Genomic DNA, 24,332 nt, shown 5'->3' on the forward strand with positions numbered 1-24,332 from the left:
TGCCACACGCATCCCCATGAAGCGGAGACCTTCGATGCCCCTCGACACCCGTTCGCGTTTGCCGGATCCCGACGCGTTCTATGAAGCGCTGATCGACATGCACCGCGACCTGTCGGACAGCGAGAGCCAGCTCGTCAATGCGAAGCTGATCCTGCTGCTCGCGAACCAGGTCGGCGACCTGACGGTGCTGCGCGAGGCGATGGCGCTCGCGCGCGCCGGCGCGGCGCGCGTCGCGCCCGCTGCGGAGACGCCGCGATGAGCGCGCCGGCCGCGACCGCGCGCGTGCTCGAGATCGAGCGCGTGATCGACGAGACCGATCGCCCGGTGTTCCACTGGATGCTGCTCGCGCTGTGCGGGCTGTGCCTCGTGATCGACGGCTTCGACGCGCAGGCGATGGGCTACGTCGCGCCCAGCGTGATCGCCGAATGGGGCGTGCCGAAGCAGGCGCTCGGCCCGGTGTTCAGCGCGAGCCTGTTCGGCATGCTGCTCGGCGCGCTCGGACTGTCGGTGCTGGCCGACCGGATCGGCCGGCGCCCGGTGCTGATCGGTTCGACGCTGTTCTTCGCGCTGAGCATGCTCGCGACGCCGTTCGTGTCGACGATTCCCGCGCTGATCGCGCTGCGCTTCGTCACGGGGCTCGGGCTCGGCTGCATCATGCCGAATGCGATGGCGCTCGTCGGCGAGTTCAGCCCCGCCGCGCATCGCGTGAAGCGGATGATGATCGTGTCGTGCGGCTTCACGGTCGGCGCGGCGCTCGGCGGCTTCGTCAGCGCCGCGCTGATCCCGGCGTTCGGCTGGCGCGCGGTGTTCGTGGTCGGGGGCGCGGTGCCACTCGTGCTCGCGCTCGTGATGCTCGCGCGCCTGCCCGAATCGCTGCAGTTCCTCGTGCTGAAGGGGCGCGACGCGCAGGCGCGCCAGTGGCTCGCCGCGTTCGCGCCGGGCCTCGCGCTCGACGCCGGCACGCGGCTCGTCGCGCGCGAGACGGCGGCGGCGGGCGCGCCCGTGGCGGAGCTGTTCCGCGCGGGCCGGCTGCCCGTCACGCTGCTGCTGTGGTCGATCAGCTTCATGAACCTGATCGACCTGTACTTCCTGTCGAACTGGCTGCCGACCGTGATGCGCGACGCCGGCTACACGCCGGGCGTCGCGGTGATCGTCGGCACCGTGCTGCAGACGGGCGGCGTGATCGGCACGCTGTCGCTCGGCTGGTTCATCGAGCGCCACGGCTTCGTGCGCGTGCTGTTCGCCTGCTTCGCGTGCGCGGCGCTGTCGGTCGGGCTGATCGGCACGGTCGCGGGCTCGCTGCCGTGGCTGCTGGCGGCGGTGTTCGTCGGCGGCTTCTGCGTGGTGGGCGGCCAGCCGGCCGTGAACGCGCTCGCGGGCCAGTACTACCCGACCGCGCTGCGCTCGACCGGCATCGGCTGGAGCCTCGGCATCGGCCGGATCGGCTCGGTGCTCGGGCCGCTCGTCGGCGGACAACTGATTGCGCTCAACTGGTCGAACGGCGCCCTGTTCCACGCGGCCGCGCTGCCGGTGCTGGGGTCGGCGCTGTTCGTGCTGGGCCTCGCGGGCGTGACGCGGCGGCGCGGCGGGCAGACGCCGCGCGCCGCTTGAGAATGATGATGGAGAACGACAACCATGACGCTTGACCTTTCGACACCCTGCGCGGCCGGCTACCAGAGCGGCTTCGCCAACGAGTTCGCGACCGAGGCGCTGCCGGGCGCGTTGCCGCAGGGCCGCAACTCGCCGCAGCGCGCGCCGTACGGCCTCTATGCGGAGCAGCTGTCCGGCACGGCCTTCACCGCGCCGCGCGGCCACAACCGCCGCGCCTGGCTGTACCGGATCCGGCCGGCCTCGATGCACCGGCCGTTCGAGCGGTTGGAAGGCGCGCACCGCATCGTCGGCGATTTCGCGGATTCGGCCGACGTGCCGCCGACGCCGCCGAACCAGCTGCGCTGGGATCCGATGCCGATGCCGAGCGCGCCGACCGACTTCATCGACAGCTGGGTGACGATGGGCGGCACCGGCTCGGCCGCGGCGATGAACGGCTGCGCGATCCACCTGTATGCGGCGAACCGTTCGATGGAGGATCGCTTCTTCTACAACGCGGACGGCGAGCTGCTGATCGTCCCGCAGCAGGGGCGCCTGTTCATCATGACGGAGTTCGGCCGCCTCGACGTCGAGCCGTGCGAGATCGCGGTGATCCCGCGCGGCGTGCGCTTCGCGGTGTCGCTGCCGGACGGCGAGGCGCGCGGCTATATCTGCGAGAACTTCGGCGCCTTGCTGCGCCTGCCGGATCTCGGCCCGATCGGCGCGAACGGGCTCGCGAACCCGCGCGACTTCCTCACGCCGGTCGCGGCCTACGAGGACCGCGAAGGGACGTTCGAGCTGGTCGCGAAGCTGAACGGCGTGCTGTGGCGCGCGGAGCTGGGCCATTCGCCGTTCGACGTGGTCGCGTGGCACGGCAACTACGCGCCCTGCAAGTACGACCTGCGCGTGTTCAACACGATCGGCACGATCAGCTACGACCATCCCGATCCGTCGATCTTCCTCGTGCTGCAGTCGCAAAGCGACACGCCGGGCGTCGACACCATTGACTTCGTGATCTTCCCGCCGCGCTGGCTCGCGGCCGAGGATACGTTCCGTCCGCCCTGGTTCCATCGCAACGTCGCGAGCGAGTTCATGGGCCTCGTGCACGGCGCCTACGACGCGAAGGCGGGCGGTTTCGTGCCCGGCGGCGCGAGCCTGCACAACTGCATGTCGGGCCACGGGCCGGATGCCGAATCGTTCGAGAAGGCGTCCGCCGCCGACACGACCCGGCCGCACAAGGTCGATCACACGATGGCGTTCATGTTCGAGACCCGCACGCTGATCCGTCCGACCCGCCACGCGCTCGATTCGGCGCAGCGGCAGCTGAACTACTTCGAGTGCTGGCAGGGCATCCGCAAATACTTCAATCCGGAGCAACGATGAGCTTGACCCCCGAACTGCGCGCGACCCTCGATCCCGCGCGCAAGAGCTGGCTGCAGTCGGCCAATGAGGTCGACTGCGATTTTCCGATCCAGAACCTGCCGTTCGGCGCGTTCAGCGATGCGCGCCATCCCGCGCCGCGCGCGGGCGTCGCGCTCGGCGACATGATCATCGATCTCGCGGCGCTGCAGCGCGCGGGCCTGCTGGACCTGCCGGAGGGCGCGCCGCGCGACGTGTTCGAGCGCGCCGCGCTGAACGGCTTCATCGCGCTCGGGCGCGAGGTCTGGCGCGGCGTGCGGGTGCAATTGAGCACGCTGTTCGAGGCGGCGCACGCGCGCCTGCGCGACGACGCCGCGCTGCGCGCGCGGGTGCTCGTGGCGCAGCGCGACGCGACGCTGCATCTGCCCGTCGAGATCCCGGGCTACACCGATTTCTATTCGTCGAAGGAACACGCGACCAATGTCGGCTCGATGTTCCGCGATCCCAAGAATGCGCTGCTGCCGAACTGGTCGGAGATGCCGATCGGCTACAACGGCCGCGCGTCGTCGGTGGTGGTGAGCGGCACGCCGGTGCGCCGGCCGAACGGCCAGCTCAAGCTGCCGGATGCGGAGCGTCCGCAGTTCGGCGCGTGCCGCAAGCTCGACATCGAGCTGGAGACGGGCTTCATCGTCGGACGCGGCAACGCGCTCGGCGAGCCGATCGCGTGCGAGGACGCGGAGTCGCACATCTTCGGCATGGTGCTGCTCAACGACTGGAGCGCGCGCGACATCCAGCAGTGGGAATACGTGCCGCTCGGGCCGTTCAACGCGAAGACCTTCGCGACCACGATCTCGCCGTGGATCGTCACGCTCGACGCGCTCGAGCCGTTCCGCGTCGCGCAGCCCGCGCAGCAGCCGGAGCCGCTCGGCTACCTGCGCCACGCGGGCGCGCACGGTTTCGATATCGATCTCGAAGTGCGCCTGCGCGCCGAGGGCGCGTCCGTCGCGACGACGATCGCGCGCACCAACTTCAAGCACATGTATTGGACGATGGCGCAGCAGCTCGCGCACCACACGGTGTCGGGCTGCAACACGCGGGTGGGCGACCTGATGGGTTCGGGCACGATCAGCGGGCCGACCCGGGATTCGTTCGGCAGCCTGCTGGAACTGACCTGGAACGGCAAGGAGCCGGTTGCGCTGGACGGCGGCGGCGCGCGCGCGTTCATCGAGGACGGCGACGAGCTCACGCTCGCGGGCTGGTGCCAGGGCGAGGGCTACCGGGTCGGGTTCGGCGTCTGCGCGGGGAAGATCCTGCCCGCGTTGGCGCACGGCTGACGCGCGGGGCCCCGGCGCCATGCCGGGGCCGCAGCGAAACGGCGGCCCTTGCGCGGCCGCCGTTTCGCTGCGCGCCGAGAACGGCGCGCGGCGTTCTACGATCCGGCGCGCAGGTCGCCCTGCGGCAGCGCGCGCCGCTCCCACAGCGCGGCCGCGAGGAACACGAGGACGCCGGCGACCAGCACGCCGACCATCGAATTGCTGCCCCAGCGTTCCATCAGCGCGCCCGCGAGCAGCGGGCCGCCGAAGCTCGCGGCGCTCCACGACGCCGACACCAGCGAGCTGGCGGTGACGAGCGCCGCGCCGCGGAAGCGCTCGCCGCAGGCGACGAGCGACAGCGTGTAGATCGCGCCCGCCGCCGCGCCGAGCACGAACAGCAGCGGCCAGCACAGCCACGGCGTCGCGACCACGAGCGGCAGGAACGGCATCAGCGCGAGCACCACGACGCCCGCGCCGAGATGCACGCGCTCGCGGCCGAGCCGGTCCGCGAGCCAGCCGATCGGGAATTGCATCGCGGTGTCGCCGAACAGCATGATCGACGCGAACAGCACCGCGGCCGCGCCCGCGACGCCGTGGTCCATCGCGTAGATCGGCAGGAGCGACAGCGCCAGCGTATCGAACAGCGCGAAGAACGCGGTGCCGATGATCAGCGCGGGCATCATCGGCATCACGCGGCGCCAGTGATCGTGCTGTTCCTGGTGGGGCCCGTCGGTGAGCGGCGCGCGGCGGATCGAGGCGAGCGACGGCAGCGCGAGCAGGAACAGCGCGCCGCACAGCGCGAAGCGGCCGGCCGTCCAGCCCGCGATCTGGCTGACCAGCACCGGGCCCGTCATCTGGAACAGCGTGAAGGTGGTCGCATAGATCGCGACCACGCGGCCGCGCGTCGCGTCGTTCGCGAGCTGGTTCACCCATGCCTCGCCGATCGTGAACAGCAGGATCAGCGCGGCGCCGCACAGCACGCGCAGCAGGCTCCACGCCACCAGGTTCGTGGTGAACTGCATCAGCACGGTGGCGGCCGACAGCAGCAGCACCGAGGCGACGATCATCTGGCGCGCGCCGAAGCGGCCGGTGATGCGCGACACGAACGGCACGATCAGGAGCCCGCCGCCCGCCTGCGCGGCGGTCAGGAGGCCGATCACGTCGGTGCCGTGGCCGGCCTGGTTCAGCGCGAGCGCGGTGAGCGGGAGGGTGGCGCCGGTGCCGAGGCCGACCACGGCGACGCTGAGGATCAACGCGAGGAAGTCGCGGGTGAGGACGGTTTTCATCGGGCGTGATGCTACACCGGCCGTTCGGGCCAAAACAAACAGGGAAGTATCGGCGTGGCCGATGGATGACGCGGGTCAGGCCCGGCGGAGCGGGGCGGCCCGCGGGCGCGCCCCGGGGCGATGCCCGGGCTTATGCCGCGCCGGTCGAGCCCGCCACCGGCCGCCGTTCGAGCGACGCGGACCACGCCGTGAGCGCGAGCGCCGCGACGGCGATCGCGGCGCCGAGCCACGGCAGCTGCCCGAGCGGCACGCCGGAACCGATCGCCATGCCGCCGAGCCAGGCGCCCGTCGCATTGCCGAGGTTGAACGCGCCCTGATTGAGCGTCGATGCGAGATTCGGGGCATGGCTCGCGCGGTCGACGATCAGGATCTGCAGCGGCGGCACGATCGCGAAGGCGAGCACGCCCCACACGAAGATCGTCGCGAGCGCGGCGTACGGCTCGCGCATCGTCGCCGAGAACAGCGCGAGCACGACGCCGATCAGCGCGAGCGTCGCGAGCAGCGACGGCATGCGCCGCCAGTCGGCCAGCTTGCCGCCCGCGGTGCCGCCGATGGTGAGGCCGACGCCGAACAGCAGCAGCACGAGCGTGACCTGGTGCGGCGTGAAGCCCGTCACGTCCTCGAGGATCGGCGTGATGTAGGTGAACACGGAGAACAGGCTCGCCGACGCGAGCACGCTGATGCCGAGCACCATCAGCACCTGCGGGTTCTTCAGCACGCTGAATTCGCGCGTGATGCTGGTGCCGGGCATCTCCAGCTGCTTCGGCAGGCAGACCGCGAGCGCCGCCGCGGCGAGCACGCCGATGCCGGTCACCGCCCAGAAGGTCGAGCGCCAGCCGAACGCCTGCCCCAGCGCGGTGCCGAGCGGCACGCCGAGCACGTTGGCGAGCGTGAGGCCCGTGAACATCAGCGCGATCGCCTGCGCGCGCCGGTTCGGCGCGACGAGGCTGCTCGCGACCACCGAGCCGATGCCGAAGAACGCGCCGTGGCAGAACGCGGTGACGACCCGCGCGGCCATCAGCACCGCGTAGCCGGGCGCGAGCGCGCACAGCAGGTTGCCGACGATGAACAGGCCGATCAGCCCCATCAGCGCGCGCTTGCGCGGCATCTTCGCGGTCGCGACCGCGAGAATCGGCGCGCCGATCGTCACGCCGAGCGCGTAGCCGGACACCAGCATCCCCGCGGCGGGGATCGACACGCCGAGATCGCGCGCGACATTGGGCAGCAGGCCCATCACGACAAATTCGGTGGTACCGATACCAAAGGCGGCAACGGCAAGGGCGAGGAGAGGCAGGGGCATCGCGGTGTGGGAGCAGGAGCGCCGCCGCCGTCACGGGCGGCGGGATGCGGCGCGCGGGCAGGACAGCCGCGATTCTAGCTCAGTAAAAACCCGGATGCAGGGCGCTGATAAGGGGTTGGATCAGTCGCCGGGCGGCGGGGTGGGCGCGCCGTCCCAGGCGTTTTCGAACAGGCAGGCTTCGAGCGGCAGGCGGGCGGCCCAGCGGGTCTCCTCGAGCATCGGTTTCGCGTAGAACGCGTCGACGTGGCCGAGGCACAACACGGCGATCGGCTTCGCGCCGGCGGGCATCGCGAGCAGCGCGCGCAGCGCGTCGACGTCGAACAGCGACACCCAGCCCATGCCGAGCCCCTCGGCGCGCGCGGCGAGCCACATGTTCTGGATCGCGCAGGCGGCCGACGCGAGATCCATTTCCGGCAGCGTGCGGCGGCCGAACACATGTGCTTCGCGCCGGTCGGCGAGGGCGACGACGAGCAGCTCGCCGCATTCGCGCACGCCTTCGACCTTGAGCCGCATGAATTCGTCGTGGCGCTCGCCGAGCGCATCGGCGGTGGCGCGGCGCTCGGCCTCGACGAGCGCGTGGATCCGCTCGCGCAGCGCGGGGGCGGTGACCCGGATGAAGCGCCACGGCTGCATGAAGCCGACGCTCGGCGCGTGGTGCGCCGCGCGCAGCAGGCGGGCCAGCACGGCGGGGTCGATCGGGGCCGGGGTGAAATGGCGCATGTCGCGCCGCTCGAAGATCGCGCGGTAGACGGCGGCGATCGCGGGTTCGTCGAAACGCATGGGGACGGCGGCTGGAAACGGGTGGCGGCAAGATCCGCCACGATAGCAGACCGGCGCGGGGGCGGGCCCGGACGCTCAGGCGTCGAGGTCCGGGCGCGGGCTCACGCGTGGCTGGGCAGCACGAGGTTGCGCGGCGCACCCTCGCTCCATGCGCGGATGTTGTCGAGCGTGGTCTGTGCGATCTCGGCCAGCGCCTCGCGCGTGAAGAACGCCTGGTGCGAGGTGACGATCACGTTGGGGAAGGTCAGGAGCCGCGCGAGCACGTCGTCCTGCAAGGGCTCGTCGGAGTGGTCCTCGAAGAACAGCCCGCCTTCTTCCTCATAGACGTCGAGTCCGAGATGGCCGAGCTGGCCGCTCTTGAGCGCGCCGATCAGCGCGTGCGCGTCGACGAGGCCGCCGCGCCCGGTGTTGATCAGCATCGCGCCGCGCTTCATCTGGGCCAGCGTGCCGGCGTTGATCAGGTGGCGCGTCGACGGCAGCAGCGGGCAGTGCAGGCTCACGATGTCGGATTCCGCGAGCAGGACGTCGCGTTCGACATAGTGCGCGCCGAGCGCGATCAGCGCGTCGTCGTACGGCGGCAGCGAGTGCACGAGCACGCGCATCCCGAAGCCCGCCATGATGCGCGCGAACACGCAGCCGATCAGCCCGGCGCCGATCACGCCGACGGTCCTGCCGTGCAGGTCGAAGCCGAGCAGGCCGTCGAGCGAGAAATCGCCGTCGCGGGTGCGCGCGACGGCGCGCGGCAGCCGCCGGTTGAGCGCGAGGATCAGCGCGACCGCGTGTTCGGCGACGGCATGGGGCGAGTAGGCGGGCACGCGCACGACGGCGAGGCCGAGACGCTCGGCCGCCGCGAGGTCGACGTGGTTGTAGCCGGCCGAGCGCAGCGCGATCAGGCGGGTGCCGCCGTCCGCGAGCCGTGCGAGCACGTTGGCGTCGAGCGAGTCGTTGACGAACGGGCACACCACGTCGTAGCCGTGCGCCAGGATCGCCGTCTCGGCGTCGAGGTGCGACGGCTGGAAATGCAGCCGATAGCCGAACGGTCGATTGGCCAGGTTGAACGAATCGACGTCGTACTGACGGCTGCTGAACACGATGACGCGCACGGCCTTTCTCCTGCGGGTGGTGCGCGCAGTGTAACGCAGGCCGCTTATTGCAGGCCGGTGACGATCTCCGGCCGCTCGACCGCGCCCGATTCGCGCATGAACGCGAAGTGGCCGTTCGCCTCGAGCTTCTGGCCGCCGAAGTGGTAGAGCGCGTGTTCGACGAAGCTGCGCGTGCGCGCCGGCAGGAACTGGCGGTTCGGGTAGACGATCGACAGCTGGGTGTCGGGGTCGTCGACCCGGAATTCGCCGAGGATCCGCACCAGCTCGCCGCTTTCCAGCGCCTCGGCGATGAAGCTCTCCGGCAGCAGCGCGACGCCGGTGCCGGCCAGCGCGGCCGCCCGCACCATCCAGTTGCTGTTGACCGTGTAGGTCGGGTGCAGCGACACCAGGTGGGTGAAGTGCTCGGGGTCGGAGAGGCGCCAGTTGGTGCGGTGCTGGTCGGCCGACAGCGTGATGAAGGTGTGGCGCGACAGGTCGTCCGGGCGATGCGGCTCGCCGTGGCGCGTGACGTAGTCGGGCGACGCGCACAGGGCCAGCGTGTTCGGCGCGAGCGCGTGGCCGATCAGCGCCGGATTGCCGTCGAGGCGGCTGCCGGTCACGATGCCGACGTCATAGCCGGCGTCGAGCACGTCGACCGGCCCTTCGGCGATCGTCAGCTGCACCGTGACTTTCGGATATTGGCGACGGAAGCTGTCGACGAGCGGGGTGACCTTGACCGGACATAGCGAGCCGGAGATCACGACCCGCAAGGTGCCGACCGGCTCCCGCACCGCGTGCGCGACCGATGCTTCGAGATGATCGAATTCCTCCAAGAGCGCCCGGCAGCCGTCGAGATACCGCGTGCCGGCTTCCGTCAGCGCGAGATTGCGCGTCGTGCGATGGATGAGACGCGTGTTCAGGTGCGCCTCGAGCATTGCGATCGAGCGGGTGACGAGTGCGTTCGAGACGCCCAGCTTGCGCGCGGCGCGCCGGAAGCTTTGCAGTTCGGCGACGCACACGAACACCCGCATGGTTTGAATTTGGTTCATTTGGTTTCGGCCCGTTTGAATGATTATGTAGTGTTTTACTGCCCTGCTTTACTGCTCCTGCCATAAGGCAGGCCGCCGCTGTCGGATCAACGCCGGCACCGCCTTAATTCGAAATATCGATTGCCGGGCAAATTGTTCAATAAGGCGGTGGGACTAGTCAACTGCATACTTCATCAGGGTATCGGGAAATAAACCCGGCGCGGAGTGAAACAGCAAGATCCGCGCGTCGGCGGAGGGGAGGATTTTTTCCCGACACCCATGGAAATTCGCGAGATTCTAATGGTGCGCCTCACGTACAATTTTGTTCATTTTTCTTTTATTTTTATGTAAGTTGATGAACAAAAAGAAGATTTTGTTTTATTGTATGCGTGCATGTGCATCGAGTTTAGCGTGAGAAGGTCGAAGGCATTGCGGATGGCGGAACGCATGATTGATTTTTTGGGCGCGCAGCGGAATTGCTGCACTGCACCGTATGATTGATGTTTGTCAGCTTGATGAATTATTTGTTTGAGGCCGGGCAATCGAATTTGCGCGGCGTCGGGCGCACGGCGCGAGCGGAATTTCCGACCGGGAAGCGCATTTGCCGCGCGTGAAACCGGATCCGGATCGCTTATCGGGAATCGGAAATGTCCGGCGAATGGGTTTGGCTTATGCGCGGCGCGCGGCCCGGCGTGCGCGGCCGCACCGCCGCGCGCGCCGGGGCTTGCGCATTCGGGCGGTTCCGGGAATGATCGATCACTTCGCCGCCGCCCGCGCGGCCCGTCCAACCCGTTCCGCTGCGCCCCATGTCCACCGATTACTCGCCGATTCCGTGTCCCGTCGTCGTGTCGCTCGACGCGATCCTGCCCGAAGAACCGCTGCTGATGATGGGCGCCGGCCCCGTGCCGATCCCCGCCGCGGTCGCCAAGGCCAACACGATCGTGATCAACCACCTCGGCGCGACCATGGCCAAGGTGATCGAGCAGGTGAAGGAGATGGCGCGCTACGTGTTCCAGACCCGCACCAAATGGGTGCTGGGCGTCGCCGGGCCCGGTTCCGCCGCGATGGAGATGGCGATCTCGAACCTGGCGTGGCGCGGCACGCGCGTGCTGTCGATCCGCAATGGCTTCTTCAGCGCGCGGATGGGCGAGATGGCGACGCGGGTCGGCGCCGAGGTCGCCTACCTGGAGGTGCCCGATCGCAGCGTCGCGAGCCTCGACGAGATCGCGTTGGCGATCGCGCGCGAGCGTCCCGAAATCGTCACGATCGTGCACGGCGAAACCTCGAATACGGTCTGGAACCGCGACCTGAAGGACGTCGCGGCGCTCGCGAAGGCCGCCGGCGCGCTGGTGGTGGTCGACGCGGTGTGCACGCTGTCGACCATGCCGCTCGACATGGACGCGTGGGGCATCGACGCCGTGATCACCGGCGGCCAGAAGGGCCTGTCGTCGATTCCGGGGGTGTCGCTGATCGCGTTTTCCGACGCCGCGTGGGAGCGCATGAAGAGCCGCCCGGAGCCGAACGCGCACTGGTGTCTCGACATGTCGCTCGCCGAGAATTTCTGGCACAACGCCGGCTACCACTACACGGCGCCGGTGTCGGGCGTGTTGGCGCTGCACGAGGCGCTGCGGCTCGTCTGCGCGGAAACGCTGGAGAACCGCTACGCGCGCCACCAGCGCTGTTCGGCGGCGCTGCAGGCGGGCGTGGCGGCGATGGGGCTCGCGCTGTACGCGCCCGAGTCCTGCCGCCTGAACTCGGTGGTCGGCATCGAGGTGCCCGAGGGGCTCACGCCCGGCCTGATCTGCGGGCACATCTCGAAGCATCACCAGGTCGAGATCTCGGGCTCGTTCGGCTTGCCGATCGTGCGGATCGGCCAGATGGGCGAGCAGTGCCGCGAGCACAACCTGTTCCGCACGCTGCATGCGTTCGGCCGCACCATGGTCGACCTGAAAGTGCCGGTGGATCTGCCCGCCGGCGTGGCGGCGCTCGAGCAGGAGCTGTCGCGCCGCGGTTGACGCAGGCGCGAAGCCGCCCGCGCGTCAGCCGACCTGCAGCGGCTGCGCCGGCGCGGCGGCCGTCCGCCGGATCCGCAGCGCCACCAGCACGCCGCTGAGCGCGACGAGCGCGGTGCCGGCGAGCGCCGCGCGCAGGCCCTGCTCGGTCGCGAGCGCGAGCGCCGCGCCGTGCTTGCCGAGCGTGCCGTGGTTGGCGAGCGCGACCAGCGCGGCGAGCCCGAGCGCGCTGCCGATCTGCTGGGCGGTCGACGCCATGCCCGACGCGACGCCTTGCTCGCGCGGCGCCACGCCGCTCGCGGCGGTGATCCACATCGCGGTCCAGGTGATGCCCTGGCCGACGCTCAGGATCGCGATGCCGGGCAGGAGCAGCGCGAAGCCGCGTCCGGCCGGCAGCGCCGCCACGATCCAGCCGAGTCCCAGCGCGCCGAGCGCGAGCCCGGCGGCGAGCGTCGCGCGGGCGCCGAGGCGCGGCAGCAGCCGCGTCGACAGATGGATCCCGACGGTGCACAGGAGCGTGGCCGGCAGGTAGGCGAGGCCGGTCTGCAGCACGCTGTAGCCGTACACCTGCTGGTAGTAGAGCGCGAGGAAGTAGTACTGCGCGCCGAAGCTGCTCATGAACACGCAGGTCAGCACCATCGCGGCGCGCAGGTTCGGGTTGCGCAGCAGGTGCAGCGGCATCAGCGGATCGCGGCCGCGAAGCTCGATCACCACGAACAGCGCGAGCAGCGCGACCGCGCCGGCCAGCGCGGCCGGCACGGGCGGCGCGAGAAAGCCGCCGTCCGGTCCCTGCACCAGCCCGAACACGAGCAGGGTCGCGCCCGACGTGACCGTCAGCGCGCCCGCGAGATCGAAGCGGCGCGCGCGTTCGCGCGGCGCGTCGCGCGGGATCAGCGCGCCCGCGGCGAGCGCCGCCGCGCCCGACAGCGGCGCGCAGGCGAAGAAGATCGCCTGCCAGCCGAAGCCCTCGGTCAGCACGCCGCCGAGCAGCGCGCCGAGCGCGAGGCCCGCCGCCGACGCCGCGCTCCAGATCGCGAGCGCGCGGTTGCGCGCCGGGCCCTCGGCGAAGTGCGTGTTGATCAGCGCGAGCGTCGCGGGGAACAGGAAGGCGCCGCCGAGCCCCTGCGCCGCGCGCGCGGCGATCAGCGCGCCGCTCGTCGGCGCGAGGCCGGCCGCGAGCGACGACAGCGCATAGAGCGCCTGGCCGAGCACGTACATGCGGCGGCGGCCGAGCAGGTCGGTCGCGCGGCCGCCGAGCAGCAGCGCGCCGCCGAAGGCGACCGTATAGGCGCTGATCACCCATTGCAGCTGTTGCGCGGAAAACCGCAGCGCCGCGCCGATCGCGGGCAGCGCGACGAACACGATGGTGGCGTCGAGCGCGATGATCAGCTGCGCGAGCGCGAGCAGCGCGAGCATCCAGGCGGTGCGGCGGGAGGAGTGGGCGGGAAGCGTGGCGCAGGCCGTCATGATCGAAAGGGGAAGTGTACGGAGCCGCCAGTCTGATCTATGCTTTCATGCTGATAAATGGCTGCTTGTTGCTTTCAGTAATGAGAAAAATCATGGATGGCGAACGATGGACCTGAATGCGGTGCGCATGCTGGTCAAGGTCGCGGAGACGCGCAGTTTCACGGCGGCGGCCGCCGCGCTCGCGCTCACCCAGTCGGGGCTGTCGCGCGCGATCGGGCGGCTCGAGACCGAGCTGGGCGTGCGGCTCCTGCATCGGACCACGCGCAGCGTGAGCCTCACGCCCGACGGCCAGCTGTTCTACGAGCGCTGCGCACCGTTGCTGGTCGAATTCGACGCGGCCGAGCAGCTGCTGGTCGATCGCCGCTGCGCGCCGTCCGGCCCGCTCAAGATCACGACGCCGCTCGCGCTCGGCCGCATCGTGCTGTTGCCCGTGATCGCGGGCCTGACCGCGCGCTATCCGGATCTGCAGGTCGAGGTGTCGATGACGGACCGGGTGGTCGACCTGACCGAGGAAGGGTATGACGCGGCGATCCGGCTCGGGGCGGTGCAGGATGCGCGGATCATCGCGCGGCCGCTCACGGCGCTGCGCTGGGTCACGGTGGCCGCGCCCGCGTATCTGAAACGGCGCGGCACGCCCGCGCATCCCGACGCGCTGGAGGCGCACAACTGCATCGTGGTGCGCAACGCGCGCACGGGCAAGCCGGTGGACTGGCAGTTCCGGATCGACGGGCGGCTCCGGCGTTTCGCGGTGCGCGGCAACCTGACCTTCGACATCGGCGACGCGCTCGCGCAGGCCGCGCTGCTCGGGCACGGCATCGCGCACGTGCCCGCCTTCATGGTCGACGACGCGCTCCGGCGCGGGCAGCTCGTGCCGCTGTTCGAGGACTGCGTGCGCCGGCCGATGCCGGTGTCGCTGGTCTACCCGCCGTCGCGGCAGTGTTCGCTGAAGATCGGCGCGCTGGTCGGCGCGCTCGCGGGCGTCGACGGCGCGCCGCCCGCATGGGCCGAGGGGCTGTAGCGGCGGGGCCGCTCAGGCGGCCGCGCCGCTGCCGCGCGGGCGCGCCTGGCGCTGGAACATCAGCACCGACAGCACGACGCCGGCCGCCGACGCGGCGGCGGCGAGCAGGAACACCTGCGGATAGCCGAACGCGCCCGCGACGTAGCCGGCGAGCGGCCCGGTGAGGCCGAGCGACAGATCGAGGAACACCGAGTAGGCCGACAGGGCCGCGCCGCGGCTCGCGGGCGGCACGAGCGCGACCGCTTCGACGCCGAGCGCGGGGAAGATCAGCGCGAAGCCGAAGCCGGTCAGCGCGGCGCCGGCGAGCGCGACGTGCGGCAGCGGCGCGAGCCACAGCAGCAGCAGGCCCGCGCATTCGAAGGCGAACGACACGATCGCGACGCGGAAGCCGCCGTAGGTCTTGATCGTGTTCGCGAACAGGAGGCGCGCGCCGATGAACAGCGTGCCGAACACGGTCAGCGACAGCGCGGCGTTGTCCCAATGGCGCGCCGCGTAGTACAGCGTGATGAAGGTCGCGATCGAGCCGAAGCCCGCGGAGCCGAGCGCGAGGCCCAGGCCGTGCGGCAGCACGCGCGTGAACACGCTCGCATAGGACATGCGCTCGCCGTGCACGACCGGCACCGGGGCGATCAGGCGGGCCAGGTGGTAGCCGCCGGCCGCCAGCGCGATCACGAGCGCGCCGATCAGCGCCGGGTTCAGCGCGTGCGCGATCGCGACGCCGAGCGGCGCGCCGAGCGCGAGCGCGCCGTAGGTCGCGATGCCGTTCCACGAGATCACGCGCGCGTTGTGGGCGATGCCGACCCGGCCGATGCCCCACAGGATCGCACCGGTGCCGACGAGGCTCTCGCCGACGCCGAGCACCAGGCGGCTCACGACCAGGAGCGCGAGGCTCGCGGCCGGCCAGCGTGCGAACAGCAGCGCGATCAACAGGCAGGCGCCGCTCGCCGCGCAGCCGACCAGGCCGCGCAGCACCGTGCGCTTCGGACCGAGCGTGTCGGCGAAGCGGCCGGCGAGCGGGCGCGACGCGAGCGTCGCGAAGTACTGCACGCTGATCGCCGCGCCGGCGACGATCGCGCTGAAGCCGAGGTCGTCATGCACGAAGCCCGGCAGCACCGCGAGCGGCAGGCCGATGGTCAGGTAGCAGATGAAGGTGAACGAAACGACGGAGACGATCTGAAGTGTCGTCTTGAATGCGCTGTGAGAGGCGGCGGAGTCGGTAGACATGGGGACGGATCAAGGGGGGCGACGTGCCGGTGGCGAAAGGCGAATTCTTGCATGGAACCGGTCCGCATGCAGGGACCGCTTAGTTACCCGTTGTCGAGACGACATATCGCCGCGGCAATATGACCCGCATGTGTCACCGGCTATGGGTTCGCGAAATTGACGGTGATAGCGTTCGAACATGAGCACAACAAGGGCCGGCGCACGACCGGCTTGCCCCGCATCCTCCCGGACGATCCCAGATGAGCCAGCCGATCCGTTTCTACCATCGCCACGCGGTCCGCGAAGTCAGCGACGCCGACGTCACCCGCACGGTGCTTCAGTATCTGCGCGAGGACGCGCTGTGCACCGGCACCAAGGAAGGCTGCGCGGAGGGCGATTGCGGCGCGTGCACGGTGGTGGTGGGCGAGCTGACCGATGCGGGCGAGGTGGCGTTCAAGGCGGTCAACGCGTGCATCCAGTTCCTGCCGACGCTCGACGGCCGCGCGCTGTTCACGGTCGAGGATCTGCGCGAACCCGACGGCGCGCTGCATCCGGCGCAGGCCGCGATGGTCGAGTGCCACGGCTCGCAATGCGGCTTCTGCACGCCGGGCTTCGTGATGTCGATGTGGGCGCTGTACGACCGGCAGGGCGGCGCGCCGTGCGCGGCGCCGCCGCGCGACGAGATCGCCGATGCGCTGACCGGCAATCTGTGCCGCTGCACCGGCTACCGGCCGATCGTCGACGCGGCCGAGCGGATGTTCGCGCTGCCCGCGCCGCGCGTCGGCATCGACCGCGCCGCGCTGGCGCGCGCGCTCGCGTCGCTGCGGCGTGACGACACCTTCCACTACGAACACGCGGGCCAGTCGTTCGACGCGCCGCGCACGCTCGATGCGCTCGCGCAGCTGAAGGCGGCGAAGCCGGATGCGCGGCTGCTCGCGGGCAGCACCGACATCGGCCTGTGGGTGACCAAGCAGATGCGCGCGCTGGGCGACCTCGTCTACCTGGGGCAGGTCGGCGCGCTGCGCCGGATCGCGGTCGACGCGGACTGGATCGAGATCGGCGCGGGCGTGACGGTCGAGGCGGCCTATGCGGAGCTGGCCCGGCATTATCCGGAACTGACCGAGATGTGGAAGCGCTTCGCGTCGCTGCCGATCCGCAACGCGGGCACGCTCGGCGGCAACGTCGCGAACGGCTCGCCGATCGGCGACTCGATGCCGGGGCTGATCGCGCTCGGCGCGCGCGTGGTGCTGCGCGCCGGCGCGACGACGCGCGAGCTGGCGCTCGAGGACCTGTATCTCGGCTACCAGAAGAAGGACATGGCGCCGCACGAATTCGTGGCCGCGCTCAAGGTGCCGACGCGGACCGGCGCGCGCGCGAACCTGCGGTTCCGCACCTACAAGCTGTCGAAGCGCTTCGATTCCGACATTTCCGCGGTGTGCGCGGCGTTCGCGTTCATCGCGGACGGCGAGACGGTGCGCGCACCGCGCATCGCGTTCGGCGGGATGGCGGCGACGCCGCAGCGCGCGTCGCGCGCGGAGGCCGCGCTGACCGACGCGAACTGGCACGAGGCGACCGCGCGCGCGGCGATGCAGGCGCTCGGCGACGACTACGCGCCGCTCACCGACATGCGCGCGAGCGACGCGTACCGACTCGAAGCCGCGCGCAACCTGATGTACCGCTTCTGGCTCGAAACGCGCCCGCGCGATCCGCTGCCACCCGCGGCGCTCAACGTGCGTTGCGTGGCCGCCGAAGCGGCCGGACGCTGACCGGCCCGCCGCCAAGGAGACCCTTCGATCATGAATCAGCAAGCCGAGCCGTTCCTGCAGACGGGCCGCGATGCCGACACCTTCACCCAGGTCCACGTATCGCGTCCGCACGAATCCGCGCATCTGCACGTGAGCGGGCGCGCCACCTACACCGACGACATCCCGCTGCTCGCCGGCACGCTGCACGCGGCGCTCGGCCTGAGCACGCAGGCGCATGCGCGGATCGTCTCGATGCGTTTCGACGCGGTGCGCGCGACGCCGGGCGTGGTCGCGGTGTTCACGGCCGAGGACATCCCGGGCGTCAACGATTGCGGCCCGATCGTCCATGACGATCCGGTGCTGGCGAACGGCGTCGTGCAGTTCGTCGGCCAGCCGGTGTTCATGGTGGTCGCGACTTCGCACGAGGCCGCGCGCCTCGCCGCGCGGCGCGCGAAGATCGACTACGCGGCGCTGCCGGCGATCCTGACGCCGCAGGCCGCGCGCGCGGCGCAGTCGTACGTGATCCCGCCGCTGCGGCTCGCGCGCGGCGACGCGCCGGCGCGGCTCGCGCAGGCCGCGCATCGCGACGCGGGCGAGATGACGCTCGGCGGCCAGGAGCAGTTCTATCTCGAAGGACAGATCGCCTACGCGGTGCCGAAGGACGACGACGGCATGCACGTCTATTGCTCGACCCAGCACCCGAGCGAGATGCAGCATCTGGTCGCGCACGTGCTCGGCGTCGCGTCGCACAACGTGCAGGTCGAATGCCGGCGCATGGGCGGCGGCTTCGGCGGCAAGGAATCGCAGTCCGGCCTGTTCGCGTGCTGCGCGGCGCTCGCCGCCTGGAAGCTGCTGTGTCCCGTCAAGCTGCGGCCCGATCGCGACGACGACATGATGATCACCGGCAAGCGCCACGACTTCCACTATCGCTACGACGTGGGCTACGACGCGAACGGACGGATCGACGGCGTGGCGATCGACATGACCTCGCGCTGCGGCTTTTCCGCGGACCTGTCGGGGCCGGTGATGACGCGCGCGGTCTGCCATTTCGACAACGCGTACTGGCTGCCCGACGTCGCGATCGAGGGCTACTGCGGCAAGACCAACACGCAGTCGAACACCGCGTTCCGCGGCTTCGGCGGCCCGCAGGGCGCGTTCGCGATCGAGTACATCCTCGACAACGTCGCGCGCACGCTCGATCTCGATCCGCTCGACGTGCGCCGCGCGAATCTCTACGGCAAAACCGAGCGCAACGTCACGCCGTACGGCCAGACCGTCGAGGACAACATCCTGCCCGAACTGCTCGCGGAGCTGGAGGCGTCGAGCGGCTATCGCGCGCGGCGCGAGAAGGTGCGCGCGTTCAACGCGGGCAGCCCGGTGCTGAAGAAGGGCCTCGCGCTCACGCCGGTCAAGTTCGGCATCGCGTTCAACGTCACGCATTTCAACCAGGCGGGCGCGCTCGTCCACATCTACACCGACGGCTCGATCCTCGTGAATCACGGCGGCACGGAGATGGGGCAGGGGCTCAACACCAAGGTCGCGCAGGTGGTCGCGCACGAGCTGGGCGTGAATTTCGAGCGGATCCGCGCGACCGCGACCGACACCAGCAAGGTCGCGAACACCTCGGCGACCGCCGCCTCCACGGGCTCGGACCTGAACGGCAAGGCCGCGCAGGACGCCGCGCGCCAGCTGCGCGAACGGCTCGCGGCGTTCGCGGCCGAGCGTTTCGGCGGCGGCGCGGCGGAGGCGGCGCAGGTGCGGTTCGCGAACGAGCGCGTGCGGATCGGCGAGATCGACGTGCCGTTCGACGAGGTGGTCGCGAAGGCCTACCTCGCGCGCGTGCAGCTGTGGTCCGACGGCTTCTACGCGACCCCCAGGCTGCACTGGGACCAGGCGCGCCTGCAAGGGCGGCCGTTCTACTACTACGCCTACGGCGCGGCGGTCGCCGAGGTCGTGGTCGACACGCTGACGGGCGAGATGCGCGTGCTGCGCGCGGACGTGCTGCACGACGTCGGCGCGTCGCTGAATCCGGCGCTCGACATCGGGCAGGTGGAGGGCGCGTTCGTGCAGGGCATGGGCTGGCTGACCACCGAGGAGCTGTGGTGGAACAAGGACGGCAAGCTGATGACGCATGCGCCGTCGACCTACAAGATCCCGACCGTCAACGACTGTCCGCCCGAATTCCATGTCCGGCTGTTCGACAACCGCAACGCGGAGGACAGCATTCACCGCTCGAAGGCGGTCGGCGAGCCGCCGCTGCTGCTGCCGTTCTCGGTGTTTTTCGCGGTGCGCGACGCGGTCGCGGCGGTGGGCGACCACCAGGTCAATCCGCCGCTCGACGCCCCCGCGACGGGCGAGGCGATCCTGCGCGCGGTGCAGGCGGTGCGCGCCGCGCGCGGAGCATGACGCGATGACGGTGCAGATCGGTCGCCGCCGGGGTCCGCCGCGCGCGCCGTCGCCGCCGATGCACGTCGTGCTGTTCGGCGCGGGCCACGTCGGCCACGCGCTCGTGACGCTGCTCGGCCGGCTGCCGTGCGTGGTGCAGTGGGTCGACGAGCGCGACGCGCAGTTTCCCGACGAAGTGCCGCCCAACGTGCAGCCGGAGCCGACCGACGCGCCCGCCGCGCTGGTCGACGCCGCGCCGCCGGGCGCGTACTTCCTCGTGATGACGCACAACCACGCGCTCGATTTCGCGCTCGCGGAGCGGATCCTGCGGCGGCGCGACTTCCGCTATTTCGGCATGATCGGCTCGCGCACCAAGCGCGTGAAGTTCGAGCGACGGCTGCTCGGACGCGGCGTCGAACCGGCGCGGCTCGCCGACATGACCTGTCCGATCGGCGTGACGGGGATCGTCGACAAGGCGCCCGCCGCGATCGCGATCGCGGTGTGCGCGGAACTGCTGCGCGTGCGCAGCGACGCGCCCGCGCACTGCCCGGCTCCCGCGGTCGCGCTGGCCGGCGGGCGCTGAGCACGAAGCGCCGCGTCGCGCATCGGGCATTGCCCGGCTTTTCAGGCGGGCGCCGCGTGCCGATGATGGAGGCCCCTGGTTCTCCGCCGCGCACCGCGCCGCTCCCTCATGATCGCCATCCTGAAGCAATCCCTGGCCTGCGCGCTGCTGCTCGGCGCGAGCGCGGGCGGGTTCGCGCAAACGCCGGCCGGGCCGGCCGCCGCACCGCCGCTCGAACTCCACGTGATGAACTCGGGCGGCTTCACCGCCGCGTACAAGCTGCTCGCGCCGCGCTACGAGGCGGTAAGCGGCCAGCGCCTCACGATCGCATACGGCCCGTCGATGGGCGCCACGCCCGAGGCGATCCCGAACCGGCTCGCGCGCGGCGAGCCGGCCGACGTCGTGATCATGGTCGGCTACGCGCTCGATGCGCTGATCGCGCAAGGGCGCGTCGATCCGGCCTCGCGCGTCGAGCTGGCCGATTCGCGGATCGGCATGGTGGTGCGCGCCGGCGCGCCGACGCCCGACATCGCCACGCCCGACGCGCTGAAGGCGACGCTGCTGCGCGCGCCGTCGATCGCGTACTCGGACAGCGCGAGCGGGGTTTACGTGCGCGACGTGCTGTTCGCGCGGCTCGGCATCGACGCGCAGGTGCGCGGGAAGGCAATCATGATTCCGCGCATCCCGGTCGCGTCGAAGGTCGCGGACGGCACCTATGCGCTGGGCTTGCAGCAGGTCAGCGAACTGCTGCCGGTGCCGGGCGCGCACTTCGTCGGCAAGCTGCCGGAATCGCTGCAATCGGTGACGCGTTTCGCGGGCGGGGTGCCGGTCAGCGCGCGGCATCCGCGCGAGGCCCGCGCGCTGCTCGACTATCTCGCCTCGCCGGAGGCGGCGGCCGACGTCGCGCGCACCGGGCTCGATCCCGTGCCGCCGCGCTGATGCGCGCGCGGCCTGCTTCGCCTACACTCGCCGTTTGCCGCGCGGCATGGGGCCGCGCGCGGATCGGACAGGAGCGGCGGGATGAGCGGGCAACAGGCATATCTGGATGAAATCGTCGCGGGCTGCGCCGCGATTCAGGACTGGCTCGCGGGCGTCGCGACGTCGGATGCGGCGCTCGACGCGATGATGGCGCACTTCGCGCCGCAGTTCACGATGATCGGCACCGACGGCGCGCTGTACGACCACGCGGCGACCCGTGCACTGTTCGCGCGTCTCGCGGGCCGCAAGCCCGGCCTCGTGATCACCTTCTCGGAGCTGCACGTGCTGAGCGCCTATCCGGGCGGCGCGGTGGCCAGCTATTGCGAGCACCAGACCGATGCGACGGGGGAACTGCCCGCGCGGCGCGCGACCGTCGTGCTCGTGCGGGACGCGGCGGGCGGCGCGGTGCGTTGGGCGCATCTGCAAGAGACCTTCTGCAAGGACTGAGGATGCGCGCGGGCGGCAAGCCCGGCCTCGTTCCGGCGCGGTGCGTGGCGGTCGTGCTGGTGCATGACGCGGCGGACGGCGCGGTGCGCCGGGCGTATCGGCAAGGGGCCTTTTGCAAGGACTGACGCAGCGCATCGGCCGCAAGCCCGGCCTCGTTCCGGCGCGGCGCGTGGCGGTCGTGCTGGTGCATGACGCTGCGGACGGCGCGGTGCGCCGGGCGTATCGGCAAGAAACCTTCTGCAAGGACTGACGATATGCGCGAGCCGCAATCCCGGCGCCGCGCCGCGCCGGGGTATCCGCAGGAAACCTCCCGCAATGATGGACAAAGCGACGCCACAGCGCGCCGGCATTTCGTCCGGCGCGCGATCTGTCATATCATCGCGCGGCATGTAGGCGAACCGTAAAGTTCGCGCAGGGCGCGGCGTTCGGCTGGAACGCCGTCGAGCAACAGCGTGGGAGCGGAGAAGACGTGGATCGGCATGGCATGGCGCGCGCGGGGGCGCGGCGGGAGAGCGGGGGGGCGGCGTGGCCGTGCAATATGAACGATATGAACGGGATGGACGGGAGGCGCGCATGAGCGGCGCGCGCCATCCGGCGCGCCGCCGCCGGCTCGCGGCAGCGGGTCGGCGGGCCGGATTGACACGCGCGCCGATGCTGGCGCTCGGTTGCGCGCTCGCGGCGTCCGGCGCGTTCGCGGCCGATGCGGAGCCGCCCGCCGCGCGCGACGACGCGCAGCATCATGCGTTGCCGGCGGTGCGCGTGTCGGCGGCGGCGGAGCTGGCGGCCGCCCCGTTGTCGACGCCGCTGCAAACCGGCTCGCGGCTCGGGCTCGCGAGCCTCGATACGCCCGCGAGCGTCGAGACGATCCGCGCCGACCAGATCGTCGCGCGCGGCGACCGCACGGTGCTCGAGGCGGTCACGCGCGCGGCCGGCTTCGCGAACGACGCGGCGCCGGGCAACGGCGGCACCTCGCTGTCGGTGCGCGGCTTCTCGGGATCGGAATCGGTGATGACGCTGTACGACGGCGTGCGCCTCTATCCGGGCGCGGGCAGCGTCACGTTCCCGTTCGACGCGTGGTCGGCCGAGCGCATCGAAGTACTGCGCGGCCCGGCCTCGGTGCTGTACGGCGAGGGGGCGATCGGCGGGGTCGTCAACGTGGTGCCGAAGGCGCCGCGCCGCACGCGCGAAACCACCGTCGCGGCGGGCGTCGGCACCCACGGCGGCAAGCGCGTCGCGTTCGACACGACGGGCGCGCTCGGGCCGATGCTGTCCTATCGCTTCTACCTGAACGACACGCGTTCGAACGGCACGGTCGAGCGCGGCGATGCGCATTCGACCGCGGTCGGCGGCGCGCTGCGGCTCGACGTGAGCCCGCAGCTGAGTGTCACGCTCGACTACGACTACGGCCGCCAGAAACCCTCGACCTACTTCGGCGTGCCGGTGACGAACGGGGTGCTCGACGGCACGCTGCGCAAGCGCAACTACAACGTCGGCGACGCGACGATCGGCTACTACGACCAGTGGACCCGGCTCGCGGCCACCTGGCGGCCCGCCGCCGGCGTCACGGTCGACAATCAGTTCTACTATCTCGCGACCAGCCGTCATTGGCGCGACGCCGAATCCTACGCGCTCGATCCCGCGACGCGACAGGTCACGCGCAGCGACTATCTGGAGATCTTCCACCGCGAACACCAGATCGGCGACCGCGCGAGCATGCGTCTCGACGGACAGCTGTTCGGCCGCGCGAACCGGCTCGTGGTCGGCGCCGAGTTCAACCGGATCACCTTCGACGGTTCGAACAATTCGCCGTATCGCGGCGAATCGGTGGTCGACGCCGATGCGTTCTCGCCCGGTCGCTTCGACAGCCCCGATCCGACCCGGCTGCGCTTTCGCACGCGCACCAACCAGGCGGCCGTGTTCGCCGAGAACCGGCTCGAAGTGCTGCCGCGCCTCGCGTGGGTGAGCGGGCTGCGCTACGACCACATCGCGTTCCATCGCGACGACGTGCTGACGGGCGCGGGCTTCGACAAGACGCTCGCGCATACCGGCTGGCGCACCGGCTTCGTGTTCGAGGTCGCGCCGTCGCTGTCGGTGTATGCGCAGTACTCGACGGGAGCGGACGGGGTCGGCTCGCTGGTGACGATGGCGTCGTCGCAGGCCAACTACACGCTCGCGACCGGCCGGCAATGGGAGGCGGGCGTCAAGCAGGAATGGCTCGACGGGCGCGCGTACTGGACCTTCGCCGTGTACGACATCGTCAAGCGCGATCTCGTCAGCACCGATCCGCTGAATCCGGCCCGGCGCCAGCAGGTCGGCCAGCAGTCGTCGCGCGGCATCGAGCTGACGGGCGGCGCGCAGCTGGGCGGCGGCTGGACCCTCGATGCGAACGCCGCGCTCCTGCGCGCGCGCTACGACCGCTACGACCAGGCAGTCGGCGGCGCGACCGTCTCGCGCGCGGGCAACGTGCCCTACGGCATCCCGCGGCAGACCGCGAACCTGTGGCTCGGCTGGGCGTTCGCGCCGGGCTGGCGCGCCAACGCGGGCGTGCGCTATGTCGGCCGCCGCTACGGCGACGATGCGAACCGCGTGAGCGTGCCGTCCTGCACGGTGTTCGACGCATCGCTGCAATGGCGCGCGACGCGCACGCTGGACCTCGCGCTGTATCTGCGCAATCTCGCGAACCGCAGCTATGCGGTCAGCACCTCGAATGGCGGCGAGCAGTGGCTGCTCGGTCCCGAGCGTTCGGGCGAGCTGGTCGCGACGCTGCGCTTCTAGCGCGA

21 protein-coding genes are annotated in these 24,332 nt (G+C 70.9%); 13 read left to right on the forward strand and 8 right to left on the reverse strand.

All coding sequences use genetic code 11. From position 1 onward, the window contains the following. Positions 1-34 precede the first annotated feature (34 nt). From Bsp3421_RS33535 to fahA, 4 genes are read left to right on the forward strand one after another with little or no spacing between them, the layout of a single operon-like run. Positions 35-259, forward strand: a complete 225-nt coding sequence (locus Bsp3421_RS33535; protein WP_274001378.1) for a DUF2783 domain-containing protein — start codon at positions 35-37, stop codon at positions 257-259. Further along, on the forward strand, positions 256-1,611 hold the full coding sequence (locus tag Bsp3421_RS33540; RefSeq protein ID WP_274001379.1) for an MFS transporter: 1,356 nt from the start codon (positions 256-258) through the stop codon (positions 1,609-1,611). The genes Bsp3421_RS33535 and Bsp3421_RS33540 overlap by 4 nt, the downstream gene beginning before the upstream one ends. Positions 1,612-1,635: 24 nt before the next feature. Continuing rightward, complete coding sequence (gene hmgA / locus Bsp3421_RS33545) at positions 1,636-2,970, forward strand: homogentisate 1,2-dioxygenase (RefSeq protein WP_274001381.1); 1,335 nt, start codon at positions 1,636-1,638, stop codon at positions 2,968-2,970. After that, positions 2,967-4,280 carry a fumarylacetoacetase gene (fahA, locus tag Bsp3421_RS33550; protein ID WP_274001383.1) on the forward strand — a complete coding sequence of 438 codons (1,314 nt, stop codon included), beginning with the start codon at positions 2,967-2,969 and terminating at the stop codon, positions 4,278-4,280. The genes hmgA and fahA overlap by 4 nt, the downstream gene beginning before the upstream one ends. Before the next feature lie 95 nt (positions 4,281-4,375). Here fahA and Bsp3421_RS33555 read toward each other — a convergent pair whose 3' ends face one another. The 6 genes from Bsp3421_RS33555 to Bsp3421_RS33580 form a co-directional block, all read right to left on the reverse strand. Further along, complete coding sequence (locus tag Bsp3421_RS33555) at positions 4,376-5,545, reverse strand: MFS transporter (protein ID WP_274001385.1); 1,170 nt, start codon at positions 5,543-5,545, stop codon at positions 4,376-4,378. Positions 5,546-5,675: 130 nt separating this feature from the next. After that, entirely contained in the window at positions 5,676-6,845 is a 1,170-nt protein-coding gene (locus Bsp3421_RS33560; protein WP_274001387.1) for an MFS transporter, read from the reverse strand. A gap of 120 nt (positions 6,846-6,965) precedes the next feature. Continuing rightward, positions 6,966-7,625, reverse strand: a complete 660-nt coding sequence (gene bluB, locus Bsp3421_RS33565; protein WP_274001389.1) for a 5,6-dimethylbenzimidazole synthase — start codon at positions 7,623-7,625, stop codon at positions 6,966-6,968. Positions 7,626-7,726: 101 nt separating this feature from the next. Next, positions 7,727-8,728, reverse strand: coding sequence for a 2-hydroxyacid dehydrogenase (locus Bsp3421_RS33570; protein WP_274001390.1), 1,002 nt, complete (start codon positions 8,726-8,728; stop codon positions 7,727-7,729). Positions 8,729-8,772: 44 nt separating this feature from the next. After that, positions 8,773-9,756, reverse strand: coding sequence for a LysR family transcriptional regulator (locus Bsp3421_RS33575; RefSeq protein WP_274001391.1), 984 nt, complete (start codon positions 9,754-9,756; stop codon positions 8,773-8,775). 305 nt (positions 9,757-10,061) lie between these two features. Continuing rightward, on the reverse strand, positions 10,062-10,523 hold the full coding sequence (locus Bsp3421_RS33580) for a hypothetical protein (RefSeq protein ID WP_274001392.1): 462 nt from the start codon (positions 10,521-10,523) through the stop codon (positions 10,062-10,064). A gap of 18 nt (positions 10,524-10,541) precedes the next feature. Here Bsp3421_RS33580 and Bsp3421_RS33585 point away from each other — a divergent pair, with 18 nt between their 5' ends. Beyond that, positions 10,542-11,750 carry a pyridoxal-phosphate-dependent aminotransferase family protein gene (locus Bsp3421_RS33585; protein ID WP_274001393.1) on the forward strand — a complete coding sequence of 403 codons (1,209 nt, stop codon included), beginning with the start codon at positions 10,542-10,544 and terminating at the stop codon, positions 11,748-11,750. A 24-nt stretch (positions 11,751-11,774) separates the two neighbouring features. Here Bsp3421_RS33585 and Bsp3421_RS33590 read toward each other — a convergent pair whose 3' ends face one another. Next, a complete protein-coding gene (locus tag Bsp3421_RS33590; RefSeq protein ID WP_274001394.1) occupies positions 11,775-13,214 on the reverse strand; it encodes an MFS transporter in 1,440 nt (479 codons plus the stop codon). A gap of 106 nt (positions 13,215-13,320) precedes the next feature. Here Bsp3421_RS33590 and Bsp3421_RS33595 point away from each other — a divergent pair, with 106 nt between their 5' ends. Next, the gene (locus Bsp3421_RS33595) at positions 13,321-14,232 is read left to right on the forward strand and encodes a LysR family transcriptional regulator (protein ID WP_274001395.1); all 912 of its coding nucleotides are present in this window, start codon (positions 13,321-13,323) and stop codon (positions 14,230-14,232) included. Between the two features lie 12 nt (positions 14,233-14,244). Here Bsp3421_RS33595 and Bsp3421_RS33600 read toward each other — a convergent pair whose 3' ends face one another. Further along, entirely contained in the window at positions 14,245-15,456 is a 1,212-nt protein-coding gene (locus Bsp3421_RS33600; protein ID WP_274001396.1) for an MFS transporter, read from the reverse strand. Between the two features lie 239 nt (positions 15,457-15,695). On the opposite strand from Bsp3421_RS33600, the gene xdhA reads away from it, so the two are divergent. The 7 genes from xdhA to Bsp3421_RS33635 all read left to right on the forward strand — a co-directional run bounded on the left by xdhA (position 15,696) and on the right by Bsp3421_RS33635 (position 24,327). Beyond that, complete coding sequence (xdhA, locus tag Bsp3421_RS33605; protein ID WP_274001397.1) at positions 15,696-17,201, forward strand: xanthine dehydrogenase small subunit; 1,506 nt, start codon at positions 15,696-15,698, stop codon at positions 17,199-17,201. A 30-nt stretch (positions 17,202-17,231) separates the two neighbouring features. Beyond that, positions 17,232-19,586 carry a xanthine dehydrogenase molybdopterin binding subunit gene (gene xdhB, locus Bsp3421_RS33610; RefSeq protein WP_274001398.1) on the forward strand — a complete coding sequence of 785 codons (2,355 nt, stop codon included), beginning with the start codon at positions 17,232-17,234 and terminating at the stop codon, positions 19,584-19,586. Positions 19,587-19,590: 4 nt separating this feature from the next. Next, on the forward strand, positions 19,591-20,148 hold the full coding sequence (gene xdhC, locus Bsp3421_RS33615) for a xanthine dehydrogenase accessory protein XdhC (protein WP_274001399.1): 558 nt from the start codon (positions 19,591-19,593) through the stop codon (positions 20,146-20,148). Between the two features lie 108 nt (positions 20,149-20,256). Continuing rightward, positions 20,257-21,066 carry a substrate-binding domain-containing protein gene (locus tag Bsp3421_RS33620; protein WP_274001400.1) on the forward strand — a complete coding sequence of 270 codons (810 nt, stop codon included), beginning with the start codon at positions 20,257-20,259 and terminating at the stop codon, positions 21,064-21,066. Positions 21,067-21,147: 81 nt separating this feature from the next. Then, on the forward strand, positions 21,148-21,552 hold the full coding sequence (locus Bsp3421_RS33625; protein ID WP_274001401.1) for a nuclear transport factor 2 family protein: 405 nt from the start codon (positions 21,148-21,150) through the stop codon (positions 21,550-21,552). Between the two features lie 112 nt (positions 21,553-21,664). Next, complete coding sequence (locus Bsp3421_RS33630; RefSeq protein ID WP_274001402.1) at positions 21,665-21,802, forward strand: hypothetical protein; 138 nt, start codon at positions 21,665-21,667, stop codon at positions 21,800-21,802. A gap of 323 nt (positions 21,803-22,125) precedes the next feature. Further along, on the forward strand, positions 22,126-24,327 hold the full coding sequence (locus Bsp3421_RS33635) for a TonB-dependent receptor (RefSeq protein ID WP_274001403.1): 2,202 nt from the start codon (positions 22,126-22,128) through the stop codon (positions 24,325-24,327). The last annotated feature ends 5 nt before the right edge of the window (positions 24,328-24,332 follow it).

The sequence above is a fragment of the Burkholderia sp. FERM BP-3421 genome (assembly GCF_028657905.1).
Lineage (GTDB): Bacteria > Pseudomonadota > Gammaproteobacteria > Burkholderiales > Burkholderiaceae > Burkholderia.

Excerpts from the sequence above, each read along its gene's own strand:
- Bsp3421_RS33535 (WP_274001378.1), top strand. The coding sequence starts at position 35 with ATGCCCCTCGACACCCGTTCGCGTTTGCCGGATCCCGACGCGTTCTAT.
- Bsp3421_RS33540 (WP_274001379.1), top strand. The coding sequence starts at position 256 with ATGAGCGCGCCGGCCGCGACCGCGCGCGTGCTCGAGATCGAGCGCGTG.
- hmgA (WP_274001381.1), top strand. The coding sequence starts at position 1,636 with ATGACGCTTGACCTTTCGACACCCTGCGCGGCCGGCTACCAGAGCGGC.
- fahA (WP_274001383.1), top strand. The coding sequence starts at position 2,967 with ATGAGCTTGACCCCCGAACTGCGCGCGACCCTCGATCCCGCGCGCAAG.
- Bsp3421_RS33555 (WP_274001385.1), bottom strand. The coding sequence starts at position 5,545 with ATGAAAACCGTCCTCACCCGCGACTTCCTCGCGTTGATCCTCAGCGTC.
- Bsp3421_RS33560 (WP_274001387.1), bottom strand. The coding sequence starts at position 6,845 with ATGCCCCTGCCTCTCCTCGCCCTTGCCGTTGCCGCCTTTGGTATCGGT.
- bluB (WP_274001389.1), bottom strand. The coding sequence starts at position 7,625 with ATGCGTTTCGACGAACCCGCGATCGCCGCCGTCTACCGCGCGATCTTC.
- Bsp3421_RS33575 (WP_274001391.1), bottom strand. The coding sequence starts at position 9,756 with ATGAACCAAATTCAAACCATGCGGGTGTTCGTGTGCGTCGCCGAACTG.
- Bsp3421_RS33585 (WP_274001393.1), top strand. The coding sequence starts at position 10,542 with ATGTCCACCGATTACTCGCCGATTCCGTGTCCCGTCGTCGTGTCGCTC.
- Bsp3421_RS33590 (WP_274001394.1), bottom strand. The coding sequence starts at position 13,214 with ATGACGGCCTGCGCCACGCTTCCCGCCCACTCCTCCCGCCGCACCGCC.
- Bsp3421_RS33595 (WP_274001395.1), top strand. The coding sequence starts at position 13,321 with ATGGACCTGAATGCGGTGCGCATGCTGGTCAAGGTCGCGGAGACGCGC.
- Bsp3421_RS33600 (WP_274001396.1), bottom strand. The coding sequence starts at position 15,456 with ATGTCTACCGACTCCGCCGCCTCTCACAGCGCATTCAAGACGACACTT.
- xdhA (WP_274001397.1), top strand. The coding sequence starts at position 15,696 with ATGAGCCAGCCGATCCGTTTCTACCATCGCCACGCGGTCCGCGAAGTC.
- xdhB (WP_274001398.1), top strand. The coding sequence starts at position 17,232 with ATGAATCAGCAAGCCGAGCCGTTCCTGCAGACGGGCCGCGATGCCGAC.
- xdhC (WP_274001399.1), top strand. The coding sequence starts at position 19,591 with ATGACGGTGCAGATCGGTCGCCGCCGGGGTCCGCCGCGCGCGCCGTCG.
- Bsp3421_RS33620 (WP_274001400.1), top strand. The coding sequence starts at position 20,257 with ATGATCGCCATCCTGAAGCAATCCCTGGCCTGCGCGCTGCTGCTCGGC.
- Bsp3421_RS33625 (WP_274001401.1), top strand. The coding sequence starts at position 21,148 with ATGAGCGGGCAACAGGCATATCTGGATGAAATCGTCGCGGGCTGCGCC.
- Bsp3421_RS33635 (WP_274001403.1), top strand. The coding sequence starts at position 22,126 with ATGAGCGGCGCGCGCCATCCGGCGCGCCGCCGCCGGCTCGCGGCAGCG.